This window comes from Paraburkholderia fungorum, from assembly GCF_046026025.1.
Classification (GTDB): Bacteria; Pseudomonadota; Gammaproteobacteria; order Burkholderiales; family Burkholderiaceae; genus Paraburkholderia; species Paraburkholderia fungorum_E.
On record NZ_JAQQFL010000028.1, the window covers coordinates 66,875 to 90,913 of the forward strand.

Consider the following 24,039-nt stretch of genomic DNA (forward strand, 5'->3'; position numbering starts at 1 on the left):
TCATGACGAACGCACAGCCGTCGACCTTACCGGACTGGCTGCGCCATCAGGCGCAGCATCGGCCGCACGCCGTCGCCTTGCGGCACAAGCGGCTGGGCGCGTGGCACGCATTGTCGTGGCAGAACGTTGCCACGGCGGTCGAGCAACTGGCCGCCGGTCTCGCGCAATACGGTTTTTCGGCAGGCGACGCGCTGCTGCTCGTCAGTCATCCACGCGAGGAGGCGTTGCTGCTGTCACTCGCGGCGCAGTGGAACGGTGGCGTCGCGATACCGCTCGATCCGCAACTCGCCGGCGACACGTTGCGCTCGGTGCTCGTGCAAATCGCCCCGCGCTTCGCGTTCGCCGAAGACGATAGTCAGGTAGATCGTCTGCTGGGCCACGAGGGCTTGCGCGTGATCGACGCCAATCCGCGCAATCTGGCGCCGCATCCGCATGCGGCCGTGATTGCTTATCGCACGTTGCCTGTTCAGGGTAAGAGCGGTTTTGCATCCCTCGCCCGGTCGCACGACGACGCCTTCGCCTTCGTGCGCCTCGATGCCGATGGGCAACTCGTCGAACAACGTTTCCCGCATGTGGCGCTGATGCGCGAAGCACAGCAACTCGCCGCCACCGAGAAACTGCACCCGGACGATGAAGGGTTTGCCGCACGCGCGTTCGCCGCCGCATCGCAGGCGCGTTACCTGATTGCGCCCTGGGTGCTGAGCGGTTTTTGCCTGAATTTTCCCGAGTCGCTCGCGACCCGCGACAACGATCGCCGCGAACTCGCACCTACGCTGGTGGCAGGTACGCGCGAAACCTATGCCCGCGTGGCACAGCTCGTCGACGACCGCTTGCCCGGCGCACGCTCATGGCGACGGCGTCTGATCGATCGCGCCCAACGTGGACAGGGCGGCTCGTTTGTTCGCGCCGTGACCTGGTGGCTCATTGCCCGCCCGCTGCGCGAGGTGATCGGTTTCACGCGTACCCGTGCGGCGCTCGTCATCGGTGCGCCGCTCGACGAGAAAACCGCCGCGCTGTTCGGTGCATTGCGCGTCGACGTGCGCGCGTGGCCCGATGCCGGCGACTGGCGCCGCGTCGAATCGAGCCGCCAGGCGGCGTCGTCACAACACCCGATGACCAGTGGCGGGTTGCAAGATCCAACACAACAGCCAACGCAACAGCCAGCCTATTGACGCATGACTCAATTTTCAATGACTTCGTCCGCAACCGCCCTGCTCTCGCTCGACCATATCTCGCTGTCGTTCAAAGGCGTAAAAGCGGTCACCGATATCAGCTTCGCCGTGCGCAAGGGTGAAATCTGCGCGCTGATCGGTCCGAACGGCGCGGGCAAAAGTTCGCTGCTCAACGTGATCAACGGCGTCTATCAACCGCAGCAAGGCCGTGTGCTGTTCGACGGCCATACCTATCGGCGCATGAATCCGTATCACGCGGCACACCGCGGCATTGCCCGCACGTTTCAGAACATTGCGTTGTTTCGCCGGATGAGCGTGCTGGACAACGTCCTCACCGGCCGCAATCTGCACCGGCGCAGCACGTGGCTCGAGCAGACGTTGAGCATCGGCCGTGCCCGCAGCGACGAGGCGGTGCAACGCCACCATGCGGAAGTCGCGATCGAAGCGCTCGACTTGCAGCGCTACCGGCATACCACCGTCGGCACCTTGCCGTATGGCGTTCAGAAACGCGTCGAACTGGCCCGCGCCCTCGCCGCCGAGCCACGCCTCCTGTTGCTCGACGAACCGATGGCCGGCATGAATGCGGACGAAAAACACGCCATGGCCGGCTATGTGCTCGACGCCAACACGCAGTTCGGCGTGACCGTCGTACTCATCGAGCACGACATCGGCGTGGTGATGGACCTGTCGGATCACGTCGTGGTGCTCGACTACGGCAAGAAAATCGCCGACGGCGCCCCCGCCGACGTGCGCACCAACCCGGACGTGCTGGCCGCCTACCTCGGCACCCGTCACTGAGAGACTGAACAACATGGGATTTTTTCTCGAAGTACTCGTCGGCGGCTTGCTCGCCGGCGTGATGTATTCGATGGTGGCGATTGGCTTCGTGCTGATTTACAAAGCGTCCGGCGTATTCAACTTCGCGCAGGGTTCGATGGTGCTGTTCGGCGCGCTCACCTATGTGAGCCTCGTCGAACGGCATGTGAACCCCGTGCTTGCATTTGGCGCAACGCTGGCGGCACTGGTGCTGATTGCCTTGCTGATCGGTCGCCTCGTGTTGCGGCCGTTGGTGAACCGGCCGCCGATTGTCCTGTTCATGGCGACACTCGGCTTGAGTTTCATTCTCGAAGGCGCGGCGCAGTTGTTCTGGGGCGCGCAGGTACACGGCCTGGATCTCGGCATCGACGACAAGCCGCTGAACGTGGCCGGCGTCATGATCAGCCAGTTCGACATCTTTGCCGCCGCGACCGCCGGTGTGCTGGTGCTCGGCCTGTCGCTGCTGACCAATCGCACGCGGCTCGGCTTGTCGCTGCGCGCGGTCGCCGACGATCCGCTCGCGGCGCTCGCCATCGGCATACGGCTGCCCCGCGTGTGGGCGATCGTCTGGGCGCTGGCCGGCTTTGTCAGCCTCGTGGCGGGGCTGCTGTGGGGCGCACGCCTGGGCGTGCAGTTCTCGCTCTCGCTGGTGGTGTTGAAGGCGCTGCCGGTGCTGATCATCGGCGGGTTTTCGTCGATCGGCGGGGCGATCGTGGGCGGCTTGCTGATCGGCGCATCGGAGAAGCTTGCCGAGGTCTATGTCGGCAGCCTGCTTGGCGGCGGCATTGAAAACTGGTTTCCCTACCTGCTCGCGATGCTGTTCCTGCTTGCGCGGCCTGTCGGCCTGTTCGGCGAACCCGCCGTCGAACGCGTGTGAGGCCCGCCATGTCATCTCCACGCGCCACCCTGAACGCACCGCACAAGTTCAAGCCGCACGCGCTGCGATTGCCGCTGCTGAAGTCATCGCTCACAGCCTTGCTCGCGCTGATCGCGTTCATCGCCGTTCCTCTGTTCGGCAACGACTACTGGCTCAATGCCATTCTGATTCCGTTCCTCGTCCTGTCACTCGCGGGACTCGGTCTGAACCTGGTCACCGGCTACGCGGGCCAGCTCTCGCTCGGTTCCGCGGCGTTCATGTCGGTTGGCGCCTACGCCACGTACAACCTGATGGTACGGGTGCCCGGCTTGCCGCTGATCGTCGATCTGTTGCTGGGAGGATTGATCACCGCTGCGGTTGGCGCAGTATTCGGCTTGCCAAGTCTGCGTATCAAGGGCTTCTATCTGATCGTCTCGACACTGGCCGCGCAATTCTTTGTCGAATGGGTTTTTACGCGAGTCAGCTGGTTTTCCAATGACGACACCTCGGGCGTCCTCAGCGCGCCGCGCCTCACCGCGTTCGGCCTGAAAATCGACACGCCGGCTGCACGCTATCTCCTCGTGCTAGGCGTCACTACCGTCCTGTTCATGCTTGCCGCCCGCCTCGTGCGCAGCGAACTCGGCCGCCGCTGGATGGCCGTGCGCGACATGGACACCGCCGCGCGCGTGATCGGCATTCCGGCCGGCCGCACCAAGCTGCTCGCCTTCGCGCTGAGTTCATTCGTGATCGGCATTGCGGGCGCGTTGTGGGCATTTGCCTATCTCGGCACGGTGGAACCGCACGGCTTCGATCTCAATCTGTCGTTTCAGGTGTTGTTCATCATCATCATCGGCGGCATGGGGAGCATTGGCGGCAATTTTCTTGGCGCGGCGTTCATCGTGCTGCTGCCGATTCTTCTCTCGAATGCGGCGGGCGCGCTCGCCAGCATCGGCATCGAAGCCGGTCAATTGCAGAACCTGCAGAGAATCCTCTTCGGCACGTTGATCATCGTTTTTCTCATCAAGGAACCGGACGGGCTCGCAAGACTCGTCCAGACCGCGCGGAACCGTCTGCGCGACTGGCCGCTGCGGGCATGACGCCGGTTTCATCCCTCTCTCCTTCAACCATCGCTTATCCATTCAAGGTCCATCCAGTATGAATTTCATCAACTCCTTCAGAAAGCGTGGGACCGTCTCGCGCGTCGCCGTTACCGCGAGCCTGATGCTTGCGCTCACCGCCGCGTTCATGCCCAGCGTGCAAGCCGCGGGCGAAGAATACTTCCCGCTGCAAAGCTATCGCGTCGGACCGTATGCAGCGGGCGGCAGTGGGTTCTTCGGCGGTTTCATCGACTATATGAACCTCATTAACAAGCGCGATGGCGGCGTCAACGGGGTCAAGCTGACGTGGAGCGAATGCGAAACCGAATACGTCGTGGAGAAAGGCGTGGAGTGCTACGAGCGGCTCAAAGGCGGCCTGAACGGCGCACCGGCTGCGGCGACCAATCCGCTCTCGGTCGGCATCGCTTACGCGACGCTCGACCGTTCGACCGCCGACAAGATTCCGCTGGTCACGATCAATCACGGCCGCACGGATTCCACCGACGGCGCGGTATTCCCGTATGTGTTTCCACTCCAGCTCAATCCGTATAGCGAAGTCTCGGCCATCGTCAATTACATCGGTCAGCAATCAGGCGGATTGAACCAGCTCAAAGGCAAGAAGATCGTGGTGCTCTACCACGGTTCGCCTTATGGCCGCGAGACGATTCCGGTGCTCGACACGCTCGCCAAAAAGTACGGTTTCGAGCTCACACAGATCGAGGTCCCGCACCCCGGCAACGAACAGGGCTCGCAGTGGCTCACGATCCACCGGATCAATCCGGACTGGGTGATTCTGCGCGGCTGGGGCGTGATGAATCCGGTCGCATTGAAATCGGCGCAGAAGGTGGGCTTCCCGGCCAATCACATCATCGGCAACATCTGGAGCAATTCGGAAGAGGATGCACGCCCGGCAGGCGACGCCGCCAAGGGTTTCATTTCGATCACCACGCATCCGTCGGGCACCGATTTCCCGGTGCTACAGGCGATCAACCAGTATGTGATCAAACCCGGCAACGGCAACCTGAAGGACCCTGCGCGCTTCGGTACGGTGTACTACAACCTGGGCGTGGTCAACGGCATTCTCAATGTCGAAGCGCTGCGCGTCGCACAGGCCAGATATGGCAATAAACCGCTGACGGGCGAACAGGTGCGCTGGGGTTTCGAGCATTTGAATCTCGACGACGCACGTCTTAAGCAGCTCGGCGCATACGGTCTGGTTCAGCCGCTGAAACTGTCGTGCTCCGATCACGAGGGCGGCGGCGCCGTGCGCTTCCAGCAATGGGACGGCCAGCAATGGAAAGTCATCAGCGGCTGGGTGCAGGCGGATCGTGCGCTGCTGCGCCCGATCATCGAGAAATCGGCCGATGCATACGCCAAAGAAAAGGGAATTACGCCGCGCGATTGCAGTAAGGACCTCTGAGCATGAGCGCCGTCCCGATCCTGCAGGTCGACGAGATTGCCGTGACGTATAGCCAGCTCATTGCGGCATTGCGCGGCGTCTCGCTGACGGTGCCGTCCGGCGCTATCGTGGCGCTCCTGGGCGGCAATGGCGCGGGCAAAACGACCACGCTGAAAGCCGTCTCGAACCTGATTCGCGCCGAACGGGGCGAGCTGACGTCGGGCCGCATCGCCTATCGCGGCAACGCGATTACCGACGTGGACCCATGGACGCTCGCCGAACGGGGGCTCGTCCAGGTGCTGGAGGGACGGCGTTGCTTCGCCCATTTATCGGTTGATGAAAATCTGCGGCTCGGCGCCTTTGTACGAAGGCCCAGCCGTGGCGATCTCGAGGCGGAACTCGAACGCATCTATGGGATCTTTCCGCGGCTCAGGGAGCGTCGCAAGACGTTGGCAGGCTATACGTCCGGCGGAGAACAGCAGATGCTTGCGATCGGCCGGGCGTTGATGGCGCGGCCCTCGCTGGTGTTGCTCGACGAACCTTCAATGGGGCTCGCTCCGCAAGTCGTCGAGGAGATCTTCGAAACGGTGGCGGCACTCAATCGCGACGACGGCGTCAGTTTTCTGCTGGCGGAGCAGAATGCGGCGATCGCGCTGCGCTATGCGCAGTCCGGCTATGTACTCGAAGGCGGCCGCGTGGTCGCGCAGGGGAAAGCGGACGTTCTGCTGGAACTGGATGGCCTGCGTGATGCGTATCTTGGGAGCGGAGCACGGTCCACAGGGTCCGCACAGGCCACGGGCGGCCCGCGTAGAGGTTCCCGCTACGCTGCTGCGTCGGCTACGTGAGCGGCCGGCCAACGCCACCGTCGCCTGAGCGTTGCCACGCTGCCGCTCACGCCTTGTCCGTGGAGTGCGCGATCAGGTTTTTTTCGAGCTGCGGGATCTCCTCACCCCGGACCGACTTGCCCAGAAGAAAACCCTGGGCATGGGTGCATCCGCAGACGCGCACAAAATTTAGCTGCTCCTGCGTCTCGATGCCTTCCGCCGTGGTCGGTATGCCGATTTCCCGCGCCAGGGCCACAATCCCGCGAACCACGGCCGCGGATTCGCGCCGGTGCACGGACTCCTTCACGAACGAACTGTCGATCTTGAGCTTGTCGAATGAGAAACGCACGAGCGTGGACATGGTTGAAAAACCCGTGCCGAAGTCGTCGAGCGCGAGGCCGATGCCCAACGCCCGCAGTTTCTCGACATTGTGCCGGGTGACGCTATCGTCGCTCAGCAACACCGTTTCCGTGACTTCGATATTCAGACGTGCCGGCGGCAATCCCGTCTTGCCAAGAATGGCGGCGACCGTGCCCGCAAACGACTCCTCCCGCAATTGCACCGGCGAAACATTCACGGCCACGCTCACCGCATCACGCCAGGTGGTCGCTTCCGTGCAGGATTGCAGCAAGGCCCACTCGCCGAGTGCGAGGATCAGGCCCGTGCGCTCGGCGGTCGGAATAAATGCGGAGGGAGACAGCTCGCCCCGGGTCGGGTGCGTCCAGCGCAGCAGCGCCTCGCGGCCGGAAATCGTGTCGTCGCTGAGATCGACGATGGGCTGGTACTCCATGCGCAGATCGCGATAAGACTGCATCGCGCCTTCCAGATCGCTTCGCAGCAGGCTCAAACTTTCGTCGGAGGCGTGCCTGGCGGCATCGAACATCGCGAAAGCGCTTTTGCCACTGCGTTTGACCGCATACAACGCGCGGTCCGCGCAGATCAGCAATTGCGGCCCGGTGGCTGCGTGCTCCGGATAAACCGAGACGCCCACGCTGGCGCCGATATGCACCAATGCCTCGCTCAGGACGAAAGGGCGCGCCAGCGTTTTGACGATGCGATCCGCCAGCAATCCGACGGCGCCGGTCGACGCCGTGCCGTCGGTCATGGCGACAAACTCGTCGCCTGCCAGGCGCCCGACCAGGCCGGCGGCCGGCAGGACTTCGCGCAATCGGATCGCGGCCTCCTGAAGGATCTGATCGCCGGCGGCATGGCCCAGGCTGTCATTGATCGCCTTGAAACCGTCGAGGTCAATCAGCAGGACCGCGAACCGATAATCCTGGCGCAACGAGCCCGCCGCGGTGCGCTCCAGCAGAAGCTCGGTAATGCGAGCGCGATTGGGCAGACCAGTGAGGCTGTCATGATGAGCGAGCCGGTGACTGCTTTCGCGCGCCAGCAGAAGCGCCACGATGTCGCGATTGCTGCGCAGCGCCACGGTAAAAAATCCCGCCGCACAAAACGGCGCCTGAAACAGCAGCACGAGCTTGCCGGAGCCGGGAGAAAGCGCCGCCCCGCAAGCCAATAGCGCGAGAATGAACGAAATCTGCAGAAGCACCAGCCGGGGTGTGCCCGCGTTGCGCCCGGCCAATCCGCCGATCACCCCCACCGCGCAAACGTTGCCGAGCAGAAACAGCGTCTGATCTCCGCTGGTGTTGCACAGGAAAGTGCCAAAGCCAAATATGACAGCCCAGAGAAGACTCGCGAGGAGAAAGGCCGAGGTAGGGGTGGGCAGGTTGCGCGCGCTGCGCCGGCAGCACAGCCAGATCAGCGAGAGACGCGCAATCAGCAGGGCGACGACAGCGCCGCCCCAAGCCGCGTAAAGGGCCCTTGGATACAGATAGTAGGCGGTCGCGCAGACGCTGATTTCGCAGATCGACGCAAATATAATCGATGCGGTTCGGGTGAACAGATTGGCAAGCAATATTTGCCGATTGTCAGCGCTCAGGTTCTGAGCGGAAGACACGACCCATTTGAAAAATGGAGACCTTGGTTCGCTGAACGCCATGACCTGCGCATTTTTTAATGGTTAGTGGATCGACTGGAACCCAGCGCAATTATTACGTAAACACAAAGTGTTCAGGCGACTTCCACCGGCACCCGTTTTGCCAACGCGCACATCAGTTCGTACCCGATGGTTCCCGACGCATGAGCGACGTCGTCGATCCTGACCTGATCACCCCATAGCTCGACTGTTGAACCGATCCCTGCCTGCGGGCATGGCGACAGGTCGACGGTGAGCATGTCCATCGAAACACGGCCCACCACTTGCGTCATGACACCGTCGACCGCGATGGGCGTACCCGTCGATGCATGCCGGGGGTAGCCGTCCGCATAGCCACACGCAACCACGCCAATGCGCATTTCACGATTGGCGGCGAAGGCACGGCCATAGCCGACTGTTTCCTGCGCCGACAACGACTGCACGCCGATCACTTCGCTCCTGAACGTCATTGAAGCGCGCAAGCCCACGTCGACGATGTGACGCGACTGACCGGTGGGCGAACCACCGTAGAGCACGACACCCGGACGCACCCAGTCGCGATGCGCCTGGGGGTGCCACAGAACGGCTGCCGAATTCGCGAGACTGCGTTGTCCCGGTATGTCGTGAGTCACCGCATCGAAGCGATCCATCTGCCATGCCACGTCGCCGTCGTCCGCATTCGCGAAATGGCTCATCAGCGTAATGTCCGCGATGCCCGGAACCGATTTTGCCTCCTCCCACGCGGCGCGGAACGCGTCGGGCCGGAACCCGAGACGGTTCATTCCGGAGTTCATCTTCAGATTCACGTTGACGCGCGCACCCGACGGCGACAGGCGCAACAGATCGAGTTGCTCACGGCAATGCACGGCCATGGAAAGATCGAACTGCTGGGCGATCTGCACGTCACCGGGCCTGAAAATGCCTTCCAGAAGAAGAATCGGCCGGGTCCAACCCAACTCGCGCACGCGAACCGCTTCGTCGAGATCGAGCAGCGCGATGCCGTCGGCGCTTGCGAGCGCCGGAAAGACGCGCTCGATTCCATGCCCGTATGCGTTGGCTTTGACCACGGCCCAAACCCGTGATCGAGGCGCCCGTTGTTTGACGAGGGAGAGGTTATGGGCAATAGCGTCGGGATGAATCTGCGCAACGATGGGGCGTGGCATAGGAGGCGTTAAGGGTTGATTTGGAAAGGGAATAGCCGCCCATTGCTAACAACCGGAGTTATGGCCAGCAGGCAGCTTTTTCGACTATCGTATCCAGCCTCAACCAGTTTTTGTTAATGTATTACTTTGATTTTCAGGTTTATCTGTCGGTTGAACGGCGCTGGCCCGTGAACCCTTTTTCATGTCCGGTTCGGTCAACAACTTGATTCAATCAGCCGTCTGCGTTCGCCGCCGGCTTCGAACGGCTAGACTCGGCTCTGGTCTTTCGAGGGGCGCCCATCTCAGGCACACACCCCACCCCTCGGTCTCATAGCCTGCCGCTCCCTCGGGCGGCAGGCTTTTTTTTCGTGTTTCTTCGTGGATTCGTGGATTCGTGGATTCGTGGATTCGTGGATTCGTGGATTCGTGGATTCGTCGATTCGTCGATTCGTCGATTCGAAGCGATGGTGCGCAACCGGCAAACGCGCCGCTGCGCCCCTGCCCCTAATCGAGGATCGAAAGCAGCTCGGCAATGCTGATGTCTGGTAATTGCTTGGCGATCATGTCCCAAAAGATCACGTCGTGCATCGCGCTTGCCTCCTCGGTCGTCCTCCATCGCCGCGCACCGACAATGGTATCGGCGGTTTCGCTGGCGGCATCAACGATTGTTTTAATGTCTTGTTTGTGCATGAACGGGTTATCGGCTACAAGTGCGACTTTTTTTAGGCACGCAATCGTTTGCCAGTAATCTGATCGCGCCTGGCTCCTGTCTGCACCCGGCCAATGCAACCTCCCGCGGGCGGCAGGCGAGCCGCGCGTAGCGTGCCGACATGAAACGGGGCACCCCTTTCAAAGAAGACACAGGAAGGCCCTGCTTTGAAGATCGGGCCAATGGGAAACAGACAGGCGCCGTGCGGCAGCCGGCCGGAAATCAGAAGGAAGTCTCGCGACAGGGTGGCCGCGGTTATTCCAGCAACCCCGAATTGCCATGCCGCTTTAGCACGATTATCGGCAACCTGGCGCCCGGCGAGGCCATGCCGCTTCAATATGGCTTAACGACCTGATTCCCCTTGAGCCGTGTATAAATTATTTTAGAAAGCCCTCCATACACTCCGTCTCATTTGGCAGTTATTTACCAGATTCATTCGACTTTTTCGTTAAAACGCGCAAATCTTTTATCTGGAAATGCGCGTGCCGCCGGAACACGCCACCACTCAATTAATGTCTTGATCCGCCAATGTCCTGGCTAATTCAGCCATACAATAAAGATGCTAATATCATTTGCATAACATGTGCCAACAAGAAAAATGACAGGGTCTTGAGAGAGGCTTTGCAGGCCATATCATTCCGGGGAAAACTAATGGAGAGGGTTCATACTCTGCCGCGCAGGTCGCGGCAAGGTGCCATGCCGACGCTAGCAAACGCGATGACTCGCGTCGACATAGCGCTGTTCAATGGCTTTGCACTGCCTAAGGTCGCAGCGCTCATCGAGATCTTTCACAAGGCGAACGTGCTCAACGCGTCGCAACGATCGGGCCGCGCGCGCTACGACGTCTCACTGCTTTCGGCTGCGGGTGGCCGCATCGCGAGTTCGTCATCGGTGTTCGTGTGGACGGAAAGCGTCGATACGCATCGCGGCACGAACGACACGCATCTGTTGTTCATTGCCGGCGGCGCGGGCGTGCAGCAGGCATGCGGCGACGAACGCCTGCGCATCTGGCTGCGGCACTCGCATTCCTTCAGCGCGATCGTTCACCCGATCGCGGAAGGCCGGCTGCTGCTGGACGCGGCTGGGCTTGCCAGCCGCTTCCACCCGCCTCTGCCTGGCGGCAGCAACACAGGCAGTCTCTATCCGGCACGCCCAAGCAGTGAAGCCCCGGCTGCCGAGCGCACGGCATTGCGCATCATTGAAGACGATCTCGGGCCCGAACTGGCGTGTCAGGTTGCCGAGTCCATCGCCCCCCAGCAAAAGACGCCATTCAGCGCTTCCATTGCTCGCAGCGTGGCGCCACACGTCAGCGAGAAGATCATGGCGTCGGCGCGCTGGCTGGAAGAAAACATCGACCGTCCCATTTCGGTCGACGACGCGGCACGCCTCGCCGCCATGAGCGAGCGCAATTTCTTGCGCCGCTTCAAGAACGAGATCGGCTTGACGCCCTCCGACTATCTCCTTCGCGCACGCCTGAATCTGAGTTGCCGGATGCTCGTCGAATCGCGTTTGCCCGTCGACAAAATCGCGCGGCGCTGCGGAATTGGCAGCGGCGGCCAGTTGGCCAAACTGTTCCGCAAGTATCTGTCGACGACACCGACAGACTACCGGCTGAGCAGAGAAGCGTCGCCAGTCAGTCCGGCCTGAGTGCGCGGCCCGGCGCACGCGATCGACCAGGCGAACGCGGTGCCGCACACCCGGCGTTCAATGGCGATGATCGTTGCACGCGCCTGGCTTCGCGCATCTCCACCGCCAGTCCATCTCATCTTCGCATCACCTTCACATCACGCACGGCCCGGCGTGACATGGACGCGCAACTGGCAAACCAGCTCCGAGCTCTCCGCCAGAACTTCCATTTCAGCCGGGGTCAACGAACAGATGCGGCCCGCCAGGACATCGGAGACCCCAAGCATGCGTTTGCCGCTCTCGCGGTCTTCGCGGAGCATCCGTTGCGCGAGCAGTAAATACGACAGATTGAACTTCGCAATCGCATCAGAAATATCGGACTCTTCTTCCATCATTGTTCCGCCATGGCGACCCAGGTTTTAATTGCGAACATTAATGCAGCTGGCTCTGCTGATTTGCTGGCAATAACAGACGTGAGGAGTCTATCCATTTTGAAATACTCGTCACTGACAAAATCTTGGGCTATTCCGCCATCCAGCAGGAACGTAAGCTTTTTTGAATGCCGGTCAACCGGCGGTAGCGGCACAAATCGGCGTGCAGCGGGCTCAACCATGGAAATGCAGCTTTACAGGTGCGTTCGGTCAATTGCTAAGCACGATCCGACATGCGTCTATTGAACGGGCCCACTGGCGGACATACTGGCCGCGGGTTCGTCCCAATTGGCGAGCCTTCAATACCTCGGCTTAGCCTGCCCGTCCAATTGCTGAACGGGCAGGTTCTTTTTGGCGCCTATTGCGAAAATGAACGGCGCGAGCACACGATCACTTCACAATCGAGATTCGAAGCTCATGCTTAAAGTGACCAAAGCAGTATTTCCCGTTGCCGGTCTTGGCACACGATTTTTGCCTGCCACCAAGGCAAGCCCGAAGGAGATGCTTCCTATCGTCGACAAACCGCTGATCCAGTACGCCGTTGAAGAAGCGATCGCGGCCGGCATCACCGAAATGATCTTTGTGACCGGGCGCAGCAAGCGCGCGATCGAAGATCACTTCGACAAGTCGTACGAGATTGAAGCCGAACTGGAAGCACGCGGAAAGGAAAAGCTGCTCTCACTTGTCCGCAATATCAAACCCAGTCATGTCGACTGCTTCTATGTGCGGCAAGCGGAAGCACTCGGCCTCGGCCATGCCGTGCTTTGCGCGGAAAAGCTGGTGGGAGACAGCCCGTTCGCAGTCATATTGGCCGACGACCTTCTGTATGGAAAGCCACCCGTCTTGCGGCAAATGATCGACGTGTTCGATCATTACCACACGTCCGTTCTAGGCGTGGAAAAGATCGCACCGGAAGAATCGAAGTCGTATGGCGTGATCGACGGCAAGCAGTGGGAAGACAATATTTTCAAGCTGTCGGGTCTTGTCGAAAAACCGGAGCCCGCCGAGGCGCCATCCAATTACGGCGTGGTTGGCCGGTACATTCTCAAACCACGAATCTTCGCGCATTTGCGTGCGTTGCGGCCCGGCAGCGGCGGCGAATTGCAATTGACCGACGCGATCCAGTCGTTGCTGACCGACGAGCAGGTGTTGGCCTACCGGTATGATGGAGCCCGCTTCGATTGCGGCAGCAAGCTCGGCTATCTGAAGGCAACGGTGGAGTTCGCCCTGCGGCACCCCGAGGTGGCGGCGGACTTCGAGCAATATCTCGCCAACCGCATGGCGGACATACAGGTTTGACGAAATACGGCGGCCGCGTGAGTCGCCGCCCAGGTAAAGGATTTCTGCATGTGGTCTGCTTTAAGCAATCTCGGCGACGCGGCGCTCACGCTGCCGCTCGCCATGGCCTGCGCGGCATGGCTGACAACTTCGCTGGCAGGCTGGCGTTCGGCGACCTCGTGGCTCACGCTGCTGGCGGCTGGAGCGTTCATGGTGGGCGTCACGAAGATCCTGTACGCGGGTTGCGGCATCCAGATTCGCGCGATCGACTTTCGGGTAATCAGCGGCCATACGATGCTCGCGTCCGCCGTGTGGCCGATGGCGCTGATCCTGTGCCTGCCCCGTCGCGTCAACGCAACGCCGCATCTCGCGCTTGCGTTCGGACTGGCGCTGGCCGCCGCGATCGGGACCGCCCGCGTGTTCGACGACGCGCACACGGTCTCCGAGGTCATCGCCGGCTGGGGTGTCGGCTCACTCGTCACCGTGCTGTTCGTGTGCTGGAAGAATGCGCCCGTGCTGCCGGCACGGTTCCGGCCACTCATCATTATGTCGCTGCTCGGTATCTCGACCGTCGCGTACGGGCATCATGCGCCGATTCAGGAGGCGATCGAACTGTACTCGCCGTACTTGTGCGGGCGTGGCATCTAGCTATTTCTTGAATACCCCGACCACGTCGTCGCCGTCGAACACCAGCAACGCGTTGATCTGCCGCTCGTCCATCAGGATCAGCGCGTCCTCGACGCGTGTGCCGACCGGCACCATCGTGGGATCAGCCGACATCATGTCCGCCGCGATTCTGCCGAACAGCGTGTCGCCAAAACTCTCAATCGCGCGCCGGATATCGCCGTCGGTAATCACGCCCCAGCCCCCACCCGTTTCGCGCCGCACGATCGCGACGCCGAGGCGAGCGCGTGTCATGGTCTGTAGAACTTCGATCGTGCGGGCCTGCTCGGTCACAAACGGCAAATCCCGCCCCACCATCTCGTCTTCGACTCTGGACAGCAGCCGGCGCCCGAGCGAACCACCTGGATGCAGCCGCGCGAAGTTCTCGGGGCGAAAGCCCCGCGCCTTCATCAGCGTTACCGCAAGCGCGTCGCCCATCGCCAGGGCGGCAGTGGTCGACGAGGTCGGCGCAAGCTGCAACGGGCAGGCTTCCTGATCGACGCCGACATCGAGATGGTGATGGGCCGCCTTCGCCAGCGTCGACTTGGGATTGCCCGTCAGCGCAACCAGATAGTTGCGGTTGCTGCGCAGAAACGGAATGAGCTTGATCACCTCATCCGTCTCTCCGGAGTTGGAAATGGCGAGAAAGGTGTCCGCAGGCGTGACCATGCCGAGATCGCCGTGATACGCCTCGCCCGGATGCATGAAGAAACTCGGCGTGCCGGTGCTTGCCAGGGTCGCGGCGATCTTCTTGCCGATAATCCCCGACTTGCCCATACCACACACCACGACGCGCCCTGTCGACGTCAGGATGCAGTCGACGGCATCGCTGAAGTTCTCATCGAGCTGGTGTGCGAGATTGGAGAGCGCCCGCGATTCGATCTGGAATACTTCTTTCGCCGAATCGATATAGTTCACTGCGTTCATCGATTGCTCTGCTTGAATAGATTGACTACACGCGCGACATCTTCCAACGTGTCGACACCGGCGGGGACACTGTCGGACCAGCGCATCACGAGAATCGGAACGCCAAGCCATAGCGCGCGTAGCTGTTCGAGTTGCTCCCGGCGCTCCATCTCGCACGGCGCGCTACGGGTGAGCTGCTGCAACACGGCATTGCGGTACGCGTAGATGCCGATATGACGCAGGAAAACTTCCGGCAGGACATCTGGCGCGGCGCTGTCCGGATTGCGGTCACGGGTGAGCGGGATCGGCGCGCGTGAAAAGAACAACGCCCGATTGTTCTGGTCGGTCACTACCTTGACGATGTTCACATCCTCCACCAGATCGCGCTCGACGATCGGGCTCACGATCGTCGCCATCGCAAGCTGGTGGGCCAAACCGCAATACTCCGCGAATGCCCGCAATAAAACGGGCGGCACGAGCGGCTCGTCGCCTTGAACGTTCAGCACGATGTCGTCATCGCCCCAGCCCGCGTGGCGCGCCACTTCCGCGGCACGGTCCGTGCCGGACGCATGCGCGGGATCGGTCATCGCGCACGGCACGTGGTGGGTCGCCAGCACCGCCTGGATGCGCTCGTCATCCGTTGCGACCACTACCGTGGACGCGGGCAGCGCGTCCTTCACGCGCTCGTACACGCGCACGATCATCGGCTTGCCCGCGAGATCGATCAGCGGCTTACCCGGCAAGCGCGTCGAACCGTACCGGGAAGGAATGACGACACGAACCGGCGCCGACTCACTGGATGACATCATGCCCACTCCGATGCGCCCGCAACGGCACATAGATGTCGTGAACCAGAAAGTCCGCGGCCATTGGCATGTCCCTCTGATCGGTACCCACGCTCATTGAATATCCAGCACCGGTTGGCTTTTCACGAGATCGTCGATCGCCTTGATCTGCGATAGGAAGGCTTCGAGCAGATGAAGCGGCAATGCGCTCGGACCGTCGCAGCGCGCGCGATCAGGGTCCGGGTGAGCTTCGAGAAACAACCCTGCCAGCCCCACCGCCATACCGGCCCGGGCGAGGTCGACCACCTGCCGGCGGCGCCCGCCCGACGCTTCGCTGGCAGGATCGCGGCGTTGCAGACTGTGGGTGACGTCGAATATCACCGGGCAGTCACCGCTCGCGTCCCGCATCTCGCGAAATCCCAGCATGTCCACAACGAGATTGTCATAGCCAAACGAACTGCCGCGCTCACACAGAATCACCTGTTGGTTGCCTGCTTCGTTGCATTTCGCCACCACATGTTTGATCTGCGCGGGGCTCATGAATTGCGGCTTCTTCACATTGACCGGCTTGCCCGTGCGCGCAATCGCCACCACCAGGTCCGTTTGACGGGCAAGAAACGCCGGCAACTGGAGCACGTCCGCCACGTCGGCAACCGGGCGCGCCTGTTCGACTTCATGCACGTCGGTGATGACCGGAACGCCGAAGCGCTGCTTCACGGCACTGAGTATTTCGAGCCCTTCATCCAGCCCAACCCCGCGATACGAATGCATCGATGAACGATTCGCCTTGTCGAACGAGGCTTTGAATACGAACGGCACGTTCAGCTTACGCGTGACGTCGACATATTTCTCGCATACGTCCAGCGTGAAATCGAGGCTTTCGAGCACATTGAGGCCGCCGAAAAGCACGAACGGCAGCGTGTTGCCGAGCGTCACGCCCGGTGCGATATCGATCTTCATGATGTTCTCCCTACGTTTGATAACCCACATCCGCACGGCCACGCGCACCGATGTGGAAACAAGCTTCACTGTCGTTCAACGCGCCAGTCCGCGTGCGTAGAACGGTGCGAGTTGCTGGAAAAAACGCGCCTCGGCGAAGCGCTCTCTGGCTTCTTTCTGCGCTCGCGCGGCGATCAGCCCGCGCAGCACCTGGTCGTCGGCGAAATCGACAATACAGCGCATGGCCTCGGCGCACGTGGTGAACACCACACCGTTATGCCACGGCCGGACAATGTCGACATTCCCGGCACACGCCGAGACTACCACTGGAACACCGAGCAACATCGCCTCGATGACCGAGACCGGCATCCCTTCCCACGATGAAGTAGAAACATACACGCAAGCCTGTTGAAGCTGCAGTTCGACTTGCGAGCGCGCCATCCAGCCGGTGACTTCGACACCCGCGGCGCGCAATTGCGCCTTGAGGGCGGCGTCGCCGTCACCGATCCAGATAAAGCGCAATCCGCTATCGCGCAGGCCATTGGCGATTTCCGCAAACAGAAGCGGGTTCTTCTGCGGACGAATACCGCCCACGGTAATCACATATTTCACGGTCGTCGCGCTTCGCCTCGGCAGGTCGGCCACCCGAACCCGCATTTCGCTCACCGCGTTTTCCACCACCACGACGGGCTGCCGGAGATACGAGCGGACCGCCTTGCTTTCGCTTTCGGAACACGCGACGTATAGACACTTGCGCAGGGTCGCCAGCGATTCCAGCGCGACGAATGCGAATCGTGTAAGCGGCGAAATATCCCGCCGCATGAACGAGATGCAGTGCGGGCTGTAAAGCACGGTTGAGCGCCGTGCCGTGAACAGCGCCGCGAGCCGCCCGAGAAAGCCCGCAACCGACGAATGCAGATGAATCACATCGGGCCGGATCTCACGGAGTACCCCCGTCAATCTGGCAAGCGCCGGCAGTAACGGCACGCCCTTCATCTGCACGTGCCGCAACGCGACATTGCTGTCGAACATGGCGTGGATATCGGTTGGCGTCTCGTCCCGAATGGAGTAAACCACGTGAACTTCGTGCCCTTCCCGCGCAAACCGGTTCGCGATCAGGCAGACCATCGAGAGCGTGCCTGTCGCGCTAGATTCCATTATCTGGACGATCTTCATGCCGAACTCCCCGCATGCACCGGTCCCTGCCAACGCAGCGCCGGCAACGCGGCCCTGATATGCGACAGTACCCCCGATCGCTCGATCACCGCCGTCCACTCGAGCCCGCTCAGGCTGCGTGGATCGTTGTCCTCGATGACGATACGTGAAGCCGGCGGCAATCCGTCGAAGATAGCGGGTCCGGTCACGAACGAGCGGATGTTGAGCTCTGTGCATGCCAGCACGTTCGAAGGCGCGTCGTTGCAGATGATCTTCTTGCCAAGCGCGGCGTATTCCAGAAGCTTGGTCGGCGTCTGAAAGCAATGCGGGCGATGGTACGGGAAGTAGCAGATCGCAAAGTCGGAGCGGCGCACGATACCCAGTGCGTCGGATTGCGGAACCCGGCCGACGAACTCGAGACCCGGGGTGTCTTTGAACGCCTGGTATAGCTCCGGTTCGGGACGGCCTACCAGAATCAGCGAATCGCCGGACTCACGCGGTGCGGCGCGCCATGCCGCCAGCACCTTGTCGAATCCTCGTTCACGGCTCATCTCACCGATATAGCAGAAGCGGCCGCCGGGTAATGCGGGTGTGGCGGCGTCCTGACCATGGGCGAGATTGAAAATCCAATCGGGCACGCCCATCGGCAACAGCGCTGACGCAACCCCATCGCGGAACCCCATGGCGTCGCGCATCCGCTCGTTCTGAAACACGCGCAGATGCGGTCTTGCGTTGAACGAGCGCTTGAGTCCGTCCTTCACCCACGCGAGTGGTCCGAGCGACAGCGAGCGATAGTCATGGATCACAAAGCGCGCCTCATCATGGGCGCGATAAAAACCCATGATGCACCACAGTACACACTCCGCCTTGAACGGGAATCGGGCATAAGCATCACTGTCGCCCTCGAACACTTCAAAGCCGTGTCGGTTGAGAAACGCCGTGTAGGCGGATATCTCGGGGTAATTCGCTTTCCCCGGGTGCAGAATGAAGACTTTCATGCTTGTTGATCTCCTGTCATCACGCGGGCCGGCACACCGACCGCGACCGCACCGTCGGGCACATTGCAAAGCAGTACCGCGCCCGCGCCAATCCGGGCGCCGTCGCCGATCCGGATATCCCCCAACGCGACGCTGTGCGCGCCGAATTCCACACGATCTCCGATCACCGGCACACCGCTGTTGGTGCCGTCGGCGAGAATCGTGTTGCCGATGGTGACGCCATGGCGGACCACGCAGTAGTCGCCCATGACGCAGTAGCCGTTGATGACGAGACCCGTACCGTGATACAGCGTGAGTCCTTTACCGATTCGCGTCCTGACAGGAATCTCGATACCCATCAGCCAGTCGCACATGAAGATGTAAAGCAGGATGACGGGTGCACCCAGCACGAGCGTCAAGCGGTTCCGACACGCCAGGTAGTTCGCTATCCGGAAGAAAATCACGACGCAGCGCGTTTTCATGAACGCGTTGCACCGATAGTCTTCGGCAATGGCATGGATCGTGTCCTTGAGCGTGGCAACCATCGTCAGCCTCCCGGTGTGAGCACACGTCTCGCCGCGCCGGCCGGAACCGGCCCGGTACCGAAGTAGTCGACCCCATCAATCAGAAAACCGTGGATGTACTTCATCAGGCGGCCGCGGTCGAACTCCTTGTAGAAGCAACGTCCCAGCGCGATCACCTCCTTCCCGTACAGGAGCGCCTCGAGACCCACGGTCGAGTTGATCGTCACAACGGCTTCGGCATGCCGGATGAGCTCCACGGTGGCTGCATCCGCGATCTCGAAGTGATAGACGCCCTGCAATCCGACGATTTCGTCGATCGCCGCCGTGTCGATTTCCGCCGGGTGGATTTTCACGATCAGATCGGCACTTGCGTTCGACGCGAACTGAAAAGCGATCTGAATCGCCTCCAGGTTGTCGACGTCCGAATGCAGCTTGATCTGGGTATCGCCTGAGACCTGGAGCGGCAGGAAAACATAACGCCGCATCGCCAGATCGTCCGCCGACAATTGACCGGCCTGTATGGGAAGCTTCGCTGCGTTGCTGACACGTACGGTGTCGAGCCGCTTTCGTCCCACGCCCCGCGTCGCGAACTTCAACACATAGTTGAGCAGCGACATGCCCTTGCGTTTGAGCGACGTGCGCGATTGCGGTAAGGGTCGCGACTTGTATTCTTCGTAATGCAGCAGCCAGCGGCGATGCTTGTCCTCGCTCGGCATCGGCAGCCGGTCGATCAGCGCGGGATCGTTGCTGATCGATGAGAGCGCGTTCACTCCCATGCTGTCGACGAACAGCTTGCCCGGTAAATTCGACAATTCCAGAAAGCGCATGGCAACGCCGTGCACGGTGCATGCATGGCTGACCGCCCGGCAGATAAGTTGTTGCCCGTTCCACATCAGGCACACCGCCACTTTTCGGGTGCGAAAGACGTCTGAAACAGTACGGAAAACCGCCGCTGAATCAAGCAGCGCCTGTTCAGTATCGATCTGCGCATTCAGAACCTCGATCGACCGCTCATATTGCGAGTTCTCCACGCCACGGTCGTAGCGGGACACGCTAGACGCCTCGTGGCGCAAATAGACGGACTCGTGACCCGCCATGCGAAGCGCCATATGCGCAAGCGGTTCGCTGGTCACGAAAAGGAAGCTGAATTCGTCCCTGACGGTTTGCACCAGCCGGGTGACAAAGTAATAGCGCTCCATCGAATCGATTACGATCACAATCATCACAGTCCCCGGAATAGAGTGAGCGGTTTTCATATCGATACGCGTAGCCGTGCCGCGCTGACGCTCATCACGCGAAACGTCAACATGACCCCGAGGATCATCATCGCGGTACCAGCAAGCGAGAACACCTGAACGCTGGAATGGACGGAGAGATTCATCGCCTTCGCTGCAAACAGCACACCCATCAGCAGCACGCCGCAGGACAATTGAAAAGAGAGATCGAGGCGCTGCTCACGCGTTGCGAGAAAGATCTGCGACAAGGGCACGTAAATCATCTGGAACGCGAATAGAGGAATGAGCGCGTAGAAGAATCCACTTGCGCCAATCCAGCGCTCGCCGAAGAACATCCGGACCAGCGGCTCGAACAGCAATGCGCCACCCACGGCATAGCCAAGCGCCAGCAATGCCAGCGACCGCGCATAGGTGAGGAACACCTTGGGCAGCACCAGGGCAGCATCCTGCCGCGCCACCGCGCCAATCGCGTCACGCCGGAACACGCCGCCCAGACTCTGCCCAATCAGCGATACGGGGAAAAAACCCAGCCGGTATGCCGCTGCGAAGTAGCCCGCGCTTTCGGCGTCGAACCAGCGGGGAATAATGATCGCGAGTGCATACGTCAGCACCGAACCGCAGATCGTGGAGGGCAGGATGTACTTCGCAAACCGCACGTTGTCGGCGAAAAAACGGCGTGACAGCACGAACGGATACCGATTCCGCCGCCCATGCCACAGCACGCCAATCAGCATGACCGCCGAGATCGCAAGGTTGATCGCGGTGTAGGTTTCGAAGACATCCAGCGAGTTGATCGCTTTGAACCCGAGCGCCGCAATCAGGCACAGCAAAAACGACAGGTTGACGGCGAAGCGGCTTGCCGCGATCAGGTCGTAGCGCCTCAGGCTGTTGAGATAAGAACCCGCGGCGATCTGCGTGAAACAGGCAAACGCATAACCACCCACGATCAGCAACTCCCCATGCGCGCTCGCCACTATGACCGTCATCGCTATCGCAGTCACGCCGCCGCTCAGCGCCATGACATTGACGAACCCACTGAACGACTGCCGTGGGCTGTCGGTGACGCACGCAAGCTCGAAACGCAGCGCGAGCAACGTCCCCGTGAATGTGCCTAGCGCGAGCAGGTAGTTGAAATGGCCCAGCGCTTCGGGCCCGCGCAAGCGCCCGATCAGCGAAATGCACAGAAACAGTGCGATCTGTCCGGTGACCACGCCCGCCATGGAGACGACCGAATCCCGCAGGCGGATCATGGCGCGCTCGTCCACAGCGCGACGCAGCCGCTACGCGTCATGATGGGTTCCATATTCGTAGGCGACGTAGCGATAGCCGCCATACTTCGAGCCGTAGCCGTACTGCCCGAGGCGCGGATTGACACCGTTAAACACCACGCCGTTCAATTTGACGCCGTTCTGCGTGAACCGTTTGACCGACTCCTCGATTTCGCCGAGCTTCGTCACCCCAGAGAACGCGATCAGGAAGGCGGTACCCGCCGAGGCGGCGAGAATGCCGGTATCCGCAACGGCGAGCACAGGCGCGGAATCGATGATCACAATGTCGTAGCTCCCCGACAGTTCTTCGATCAACGCCGGTACGCGCGAACTCAGCAGCAGTTCTGCAGGGTTCCTGGTGATAACGCCGGTTGCAATGAAGTCGAGTCCGTCAAGCACGTCGCGGTGAATCACATCGGCTACGGAAACGCTGCCCAGGATCGCTTCCGAGAAGCCATTTGCACGGCGAAGTCCGAGGTATTCGTTCAAGCGGCCCTTGCGCAGATCGCCGTCGATCAGCAGAACCCGTTTGCCGCCCATCGCGAGCACCGCGGCGAGGTTTGCCGACACGAACGTCTTGCCCACACCGGGTGCCGGTCCGGCAATGACCACCACGTTGTTCTTCGCCTCCAGCATCGCGAATTGCAACGCGGTGCGCAGGCTACGCAAGCTCTCAACCGCCGGATCGCCCGGTGAAGCAAGTGCGAGCAGCGACACCGAACGCTCCCGTCGTTCCGCCTGCTGCGCCAACACTTTCTGTTGCTCACTGAGCGGCACGGTTGCATAGACGCTGACACCCAGACGCCGTTCGATCTCAGCGGGGTCGGACACGCCATGGAACAGGAACGAGCGCGCGATCGCCGAGCCGCAGCCCACCAGCAAACCGAACAGCAGCGAGGCGGCCACGACGAGTACTTTCTTCGGCTTGACGGGGATTTCCGGCAAGGCCGCTGTATCGACGAGCCGTACGTTGCCGACCTTGCCTGCTCGAACCAGTTGCAATTGCTGCATGTTGTCGAGCAGCGCGGTATAGAGGTCCGTATTGACCTTCACATCGAGCATCAGGCGAACCGAGTCTTGCTGCAGGTCCGGCAAGCGCCGAATCTGCCTCTCCGCCGCGGCGCGATAAGCACTCAACGATGCAATCTGCTGATCGATAGCGGCAATGCTCGGGTGCGTGCCGGTGAAGTGCGACAGCAACTCCTGCCGCTTCTGTTGCAGTTCGAGCAAACGCGTCTGCGCATCGGCAGACTGCCCCAGCGCGAGCTTGGCCTCCTCCGTTAGATCGACGGTGCCGCGCTCGTCGCGCAATTTCGTCAGGCGCTCTTCCGATTCGTTGAGCTGCGTTTTCAGCTTCGGCAACTGCTCGTTCAGGAAGTCGAGCGACTGTGCAGCCTCGGCCGATTTGCGCTCGATGTTCTGGCGAATGTACTGCCGTCCGATTTCGTTCAGTGCATCGGCGAGCCACTGCGGATCGGTGTCCTGCAAGCTGGCGACCACGACGTCGGATTGTTTGACCTTCTCCTGGACGTCGAGATGATCCTGCAGATCTTCGATCGTTTGCAGGCGCGAATTACGTATCAACCGAAAGGCCGTGCCCGGCTTTGCGGCGACAGAAGCCACGCGCAGTTCGATCGGACCGCTGTCGCTGTTGAAACGCTCGAGCTTGCCGATAGTGCCTTCGACACTGTCGGCCAGATCCGAACCCGATAACCGGTAGCGCCGCGCGTCGAGCAGGGTCAACAGGAAGCCGTCTCCCTCGATCTTCGCCGGCACATTGAATACGGGTACCTCGATGTGTTCGTGTCCCCACGCGAAACCGCCGAAACCGGCGAGGCCAGGCTCGGAAAGCCCGTCGTGATGCCGGGCGATCAATTGCCCGATCAACGGGAAACGTCGCGGTTTGGCGTAAATGAACAGATTCAGACCGTCGACCGCGCGCGAGACCACCAGCCGCGAGGCCAGTATCTGCGCTTCCGCCGCGGCAGAGGACTTGACGTCGAAGAGCGCCGACACATCGCCCAACAGACTCTTCGCGGCGGACGTGTCAGGGCTGTCTTCGACCTGGACCATGATGTCCGCTTCATACACGGGCTTGGCGAGGAACGCGTAGGCCGTTCCAAGCAGAAGGAAAGCGCAAACGATCGCGATGATGGTCCATCGGCTTTCGATAAGAATATCGAGGATGGCGATGAGATCGCCATCTGCATCCTCATCATCGGAATGCGTTGGCCCCAGATTTTTTGGATTCATGATGCA

The 24,039-nt window shown here is 61.1% G+C and carries 23 protein-coding genes; 9 read left to right on the plus strand and 14 right to left on the minus strand.

The window, feature by feature from the left end; all coding sequences use genetic code 11:
* The first annotated feature begins 2 nt into the window (after positions 1 to 2).
* The 6 genes from PQR67_RS26700 to PQR67_RS26725 are packed head-to-tail and all read left to right on the plus strand — an operon-like array spanning position 3 to position 6,185.
* Positions 3 to 1,172: an AMP-binding protein gene (locus PQR67_RS26700; RefSeq protein ID WP_408465756.1), complete on the plus strand. Its 1,170-nt coding sequence runs from the start codon at positions 3 to 5 to the stop codon at positions 1,170 to 1,172.
* 18 nt (positions 1,173 to 1,190) lie between these two features.
* Entirely contained in the window at positions 1,191 to 1,970 is a 780-nt protein-coding gene (locus PQR67_RS26705; protein WP_408465758.1) for an ABC transporter ATP-binding protein, read from the plus strand.
* A gap of 13 nt (positions 1,971 to 1,983) precedes the next feature.
* Complete coding sequence (locus PQR67_RS26710) at positions 1,984 to 2,865, plus strand: branched-chain amino acid ABC transporter permease (RefSeq protein WP_408465760.1); 882 nt, start codon at positions 1,984 to 1,986, stop codon at positions 2,863 to 2,865.
* Between the two features lie 8 nt (positions 2,866 to 2,873).
* On the plus strand, positions 2,874 to 3,941 hold the full coding sequence (locus PQR67_RS26715; RefSeq protein WP_408465762.1) for a branched-chain amino acid ABC transporter permease: 1,068 nt from the start codon (positions 2,874 to 2,876) through the stop codon (positions 3,939 to 3,941).
* Positions 3,942 to 3,999: 58 nt separating this feature from the next.
* Positions 4,000 to 5,361, plus strand: a complete 1,362-nt coding sequence (locus PQR67_RS26720; RefSeq protein ID WP_408465764.1) for an ABC transporter substrate-binding protein — start codon at positions 4,000 to 4,002, stop codon at positions 5,359 to 5,361.
* Positions 5,362 to 5,363: 2 nt separating this feature from the next.
* Positions 5,364 to 6,185, plus strand: a complete 822-nt coding sequence (locus PQR67_RS26725) for an ABC transporter ATP-binding protein (protein WP_408465766.1) — start codon at positions 5,364 to 5,366, stop codon at positions 6,183 to 6,185.
* A 46-nt stretch (positions 6,186 to 6,231) separates the two neighbouring features.
* On the opposite strand, the gene PQR67_RS26730 is transcribed toward PQR67_RS26725, so the two are convergent.
* The 3 genes from PQR67_RS26730 to PQR67_RS26740 form a co-directional block, all read right to left on the minus strand.
* Positions 6,232 to 8,166 (minus strand): putative bifunctional diguanylate cyclase/phosphodiesterase, encoded by a 1,935-nt coding sequence (locus PQR67_RS26730; RefSeq protein WP_408465768.1) that lies wholly within the window; start codon positions 8,164 to 8,166, stop codon positions 6,232 to 6,234.
* Positions 8,167 to 8,237: 71 nt separating this feature from the next.
* Positions 8,238 to 9,305, minus strand: coding sequence for an alanine racemase (alr, locus tag PQR67_RS26735; RefSeq protein WP_408465770.1), 1,068 nt, complete (start codon positions 9,303 to 9,305; stop codon positions 8,238 to 8,240).
* Positions 9,306 to 9,788: 483 nt separating this feature from the next.
* Positions 9,789 to 9,974, minus strand: a complete 186-nt coding sequence (locus tag PQR67_RS26740; RefSeq protein WP_408465772.1) for a hypothetical protein — start codon at positions 9,972 to 9,974, stop codon at positions 9,789 to 9,791.
* Between the two features lie 670 nt (positions 9,975 to 10,644).
* On the opposite strand from PQR67_RS26740, the gene PQR67_RS26745 reads away from it, so the two are divergent.
* The gene (locus PQR67_RS26745; protein ID WP_408465774.1) at positions 10,645 to 11,640 is read left to right on the plus strand and encodes a GlxA family transcriptional regulator; all 996 of its coding nucleotides are present in this window, start codon (positions 10,645 to 10,647) and stop codon (positions 11,638 to 11,640) included.
* A gap of 137 nt (positions 11,641 to 11,777) precedes the next feature.
* Here PQR67_RS26745 and PQR67_RS26750 read toward each other — a convergent pair whose 3' ends face one another.
* Together PQR67_RS26750 and PQR67_RS26755 are read right to left on the minus strand one after the other, a co-directional pair.
* Positions 11,778 to 12,014: a flagellar transcriptional regulator FlhD gene (locus PQR67_RS26750; protein WP_408465776.1), complete on the minus strand. Its 237-nt coding sequence runs from the start codon at positions 12,012 to 12,014 to the stop codon at positions 11,778 to 11,780.
* Positions 12,011 to 12,232 (minus strand): hypothetical protein, encoded by a 222-nt coding sequence (locus PQR67_RS26755; protein ID WP_408465778.1) that lies wholly within the window; start codon positions 12,230 to 12,232, stop codon positions 12,011 to 12,013. Before PQR67_RS26755 ends, PQR67_RS26750 begins: the two co-directional genes overlap by 4 nt.
* A 235-nt stretch (positions 12,233 to 12,467) precedes the next feature.
* Between PQR67_RS26755 and galU the strand changes: the two genes are divergently transcribed.
* Together galU and PQR67_RS26765 are read left to right on the plus strand one after the other, a co-directional pair.
* Positions 12,468 to 13,349 (plus strand): UTP--glucose-1-phosphate uridylyltransferase GalU, encoded by an 882-nt coding sequence (gene galU, locus PQR67_RS26760; protein WP_408465780.1) that lies wholly within the window; start codon positions 12,468 to 12,470, stop codon positions 13,347 to 13,349.
* 48 nt (positions 13,350 to 13,397) lie between these two features.
* A complete protein-coding gene (locus PQR67_RS26765) occupies positions 13,398 to 13,976 on the plus strand; it encodes a phosphatase PAP2 family protein (RefSeq protein WP_408465782.1) in 579 nt (192 codons plus the stop codon).
* Here PQR67_RS26765 and PQR67_RS26770 read toward each other — a convergent pair whose 3' ends face one another.
* The 9 genes from PQR67_RS26770 to PQR67_RS26810 all read right to left on the minus strand — a co-directional run bounded on the left by PQR67_RS26770 (position 13,977) and on the right by PQR67_RS26810 (position 24,033).
* Positions 13,977 to 14,918, minus strand: a complete 942-nt coding sequence (locus PQR67_RS26770; RefSeq protein WP_408465784.1) for a KpsF/GutQ family sugar-phosphate isomerase — start codon at positions 14,916 to 14,918, stop codon at positions 13,977 to 13,979.
* The gene (gene kdsB, locus PQR67_RS26775; RefSeq protein WP_408465786.1) at positions 14,915 to 15,706 is read right to left on the minus strand and encodes a 3-deoxy-manno-octulosonate cytidylyltransferase; all 792 of its coding nucleotides are present in this window, start codon (positions 15,704 to 15,706) and stop codon (positions 14,915 to 14,917) included. The genes PQR67_RS26770 and kdsB overlap by 4 nt, the downstream gene beginning before the upstream one ends.
* 90 nt (positions 15,707 to 15,796) lie before the next feature.
* A complete protein-coding gene (gene kdsA, locus PQR67_RS26780) occupies positions 15,797 to 16,642 on the minus strand; it encodes a 3-deoxy-8-phosphooctulonate synthase (RefSeq protein WP_408465788.1) in 846 nt (281 codons plus the stop codon).
* Positions 16,643 to 16,717: 75 nt separating this feature from the next.
* Entirely contained in the window at positions 16,718 to 17,797 is a 1,080-nt protein-coding gene (locus PQR67_RS26785; RefSeq protein WP_408465790.1) for a glycosyltransferase, read from the minus strand.
* Positions 17,794 to 18,774 (minus strand): glycosyltransferase, encoded by a 981-nt coding sequence (locus tag PQR67_RS26790; protein ID WP_408465792.1) that lies wholly within the window; start codon positions 18,772 to 18,774, stop codon positions 17,794 to 17,796. The genes PQR67_RS26785 and PQR67_RS26790 overlap by 4 nt, the downstream gene beginning before the upstream one ends.
* Positions 18,771 to 19,298 (minus strand): serine O-acetyltransferase, encoded by a 528-nt coding sequence (locus tag PQR67_RS26795; RefSeq protein ID WP_408465794.1) that lies wholly within the window; start codon positions 19,296 to 19,298, stop codon positions 18,771 to 18,773. The genes PQR67_RS26790 and PQR67_RS26795 overlap by 4 nt, the downstream gene beginning before the upstream one ends.
* 2 nt (positions 19,299 to 19,300) lie before the next feature.
* Positions 19,301 to 20,500 carry a capsular polysaccharide export protein, LipB/KpsS family gene (locus tag PQR67_RS26800; RefSeq protein WP_408465796.1) on the minus strand — a complete coding sequence of 400 codons (1,200 nt, stop codon included), beginning with the start codon at positions 20,498 to 20,500 and terminating at the stop codon, positions 19,301 to 19,303.
* A 29-nt stretch (positions 20,501 to 20,529) separates the two neighbouring features.
* The gene (locus PQR67_RS26805) at positions 20,530 to 21,762 is read right to left on the minus strand and encodes an oligosaccharide flippase family protein (protein WP_408465798.1); all 1,233 of its coding nucleotides are present in this window, start codon (positions 21,760 to 21,762) and stop codon (positions 20,530 to 20,532) included.
* Positions 21,763 to 21,792: 30 nt separating this feature from the next.
* Positions 21,793 to 24,033, minus strand: a complete 2,241-nt coding sequence (locus PQR67_RS26810; RefSeq protein WP_408465800.1) for a polysaccharide biosynthesis tyrosine autokinase — start codon at positions 24,031 to 24,033, stop codon at positions 21,793 to 21,795.
* Positions 24,034 to 24,039: the final 6 nt, after the last annotated feature.

Bases quoted from the DNA above. Each gene is read 5' to 3' on its own strand.
- kdsA (WP_408465788.1), bottom strand. From the start codon at position 16,642: ATGAAGATCGATATCGCACCGGGCGTGACGCTCGGCAACACGCTGCCG.
- kdsB (WP_408465786.1), bottom strand. From the start codon at position 15,706: ATGATGTCATCCAGTGAGTCGGCGCCGGTTCGTGTCGTCATTCCTTCC.
- PQR67_RS26755 (WP_408465778.1), bottom strand. From the start codon at position 12,232: ATGGTTGAGCCCGCTGCACGCCGATTTGTGCCGCTACCGCCGGTTGAC.
- PQR67_RS26810 (WP_408465800.1), bottom strand. From the start codon at position 24,033: ATGAATCCAAAAAATCTGGGGCCAACGCATTCCGATGATGAGGATGCA.
- PQR67_RS26795 (WP_408465794.1), bottom strand. From the start codon at position 19,298: ATGGTTGCCACGCTCAAGGACACGATCCATGCCATTGCCGAAGACTAT.
- PQR67_RS26805 (WP_408465798.1), bottom strand. From the start codon at position 21,762: ATGATCCGCCTGCGGGATTCGGTCGTCTCCATGGCGGGCGTGGTCACC.
- PQR67_RS26720 (WP_408465764.1), top strand. From the start codon at position 4,000: ATGAATTTCATCAACTCCTTCAGAAAGCGTGGGACCGTCTCGCGCGTC.
- galU (WP_408465780.1), top strand. From the start codon at position 12,468: ATGCTTAAAGTGACCAAAGCAGTATTTCCCGTTGCCGGTCTTGGCACA.
- PQR67_RS26715 (WP_408465762.1), top strand. From the start codon at position 2,874: ATGTCATCTCCACGCGCCACCCTGAACGCACCGCACAAGTTCAAGCCG.
- PQR67_RS26790 (WP_408465792.1), bottom strand. From the start codon at position 18,774: ATGAAAGTCTTCATTCTGCACCCGGGGAAAGCGAATTACCCCGAGATA.
- PQR67_RS26730 (WP_408465768.1), bottom strand. From the start codon at position 8,166: ATGGCGTTCAGCGAACCAAGGTCTCCATTTTTCAAATGGGTCGTGTCT.
- PQR67_RS26740 (WP_408465772.1), bottom strand. From the start codon at position 9,974: ATGCACAAACAAGACATTAAAACAATCGTTGATGCCGCCAGCGAAACC.
- PQR67_RS26785 (WP_408465790.1), bottom strand. From the start codon at position 17,797: ATGAAGATCGTCCAGATAATGGAATCTAGCGCGACAGGCACGCTCTCG.
- PQR67_RS26705 (WP_408465758.1), top strand. From the start codon at position 1,191: ATGACTTCGTCCGCAACCGCCCTGCTCTCGCTCGACCATATCTCGCTG.
- alr (WP_408465770.1), bottom strand. From the start codon at position 9,305: ATGCCACGCCCCATCGTTGCGCAGATTCATCCCGACGCTATTGCCCAT.
- PQR67_RS26725 (WP_408465766.1), top strand. From the start codon at position 5,364: ATGAGCGCCGTCCCGATCCTGCAGGTCGACGAGATTGCCGTGACGTAT.
- PQR67_RS26710 (WP_408465760.1), top strand. From the start codon at position 1,984: ATGGGATTTTTTCTCGAAGTACTCGTCGGCGGCTTGCTCGCCGGCGTG.
- PQR67_RS26800 (WP_408465796.1), bottom strand. From the start codon at position 20,500: ATGATTGTGATCGTAATCGATTCGATGGAGCGCTATTACTTTGTCACC.
- PQR67_RS26745 (WP_408465774.1), top strand. From the start codon at position 10,645: ATGGAGAGGGTTCATACTCTGCCGCGCAGGTCGCGGCAAGGTGCCATG.
- PQR67_RS26765 (WP_408465782.1), top strand. From the start codon at position 13,398: ATGTGGTCTGCTTTAAGCAATCTCGGCGACGCGGCGCTCACGCTGCCG.
- PQR67_RS26770 (WP_408465784.1), bottom strand. From the start codon at position 14,918: ATGAACGCAGTGAACTATATCGATTCGGCGAAAGAAGTATTCCAGATC.
- PQR67_RS26700 (WP_408465756.1), top strand. From the start codon at position 3: ATGACGAACGCACAGCCGTCGACCTTACCGGACTGGCTGCGCCATCAG.
- PQR67_RS26750 (WP_408465776.1), bottom strand. From the start codon at position 12,014: ATGATGGAAGAAGAGTCCGATATTTCTGATGCGATTGCGAAGTTCAAT.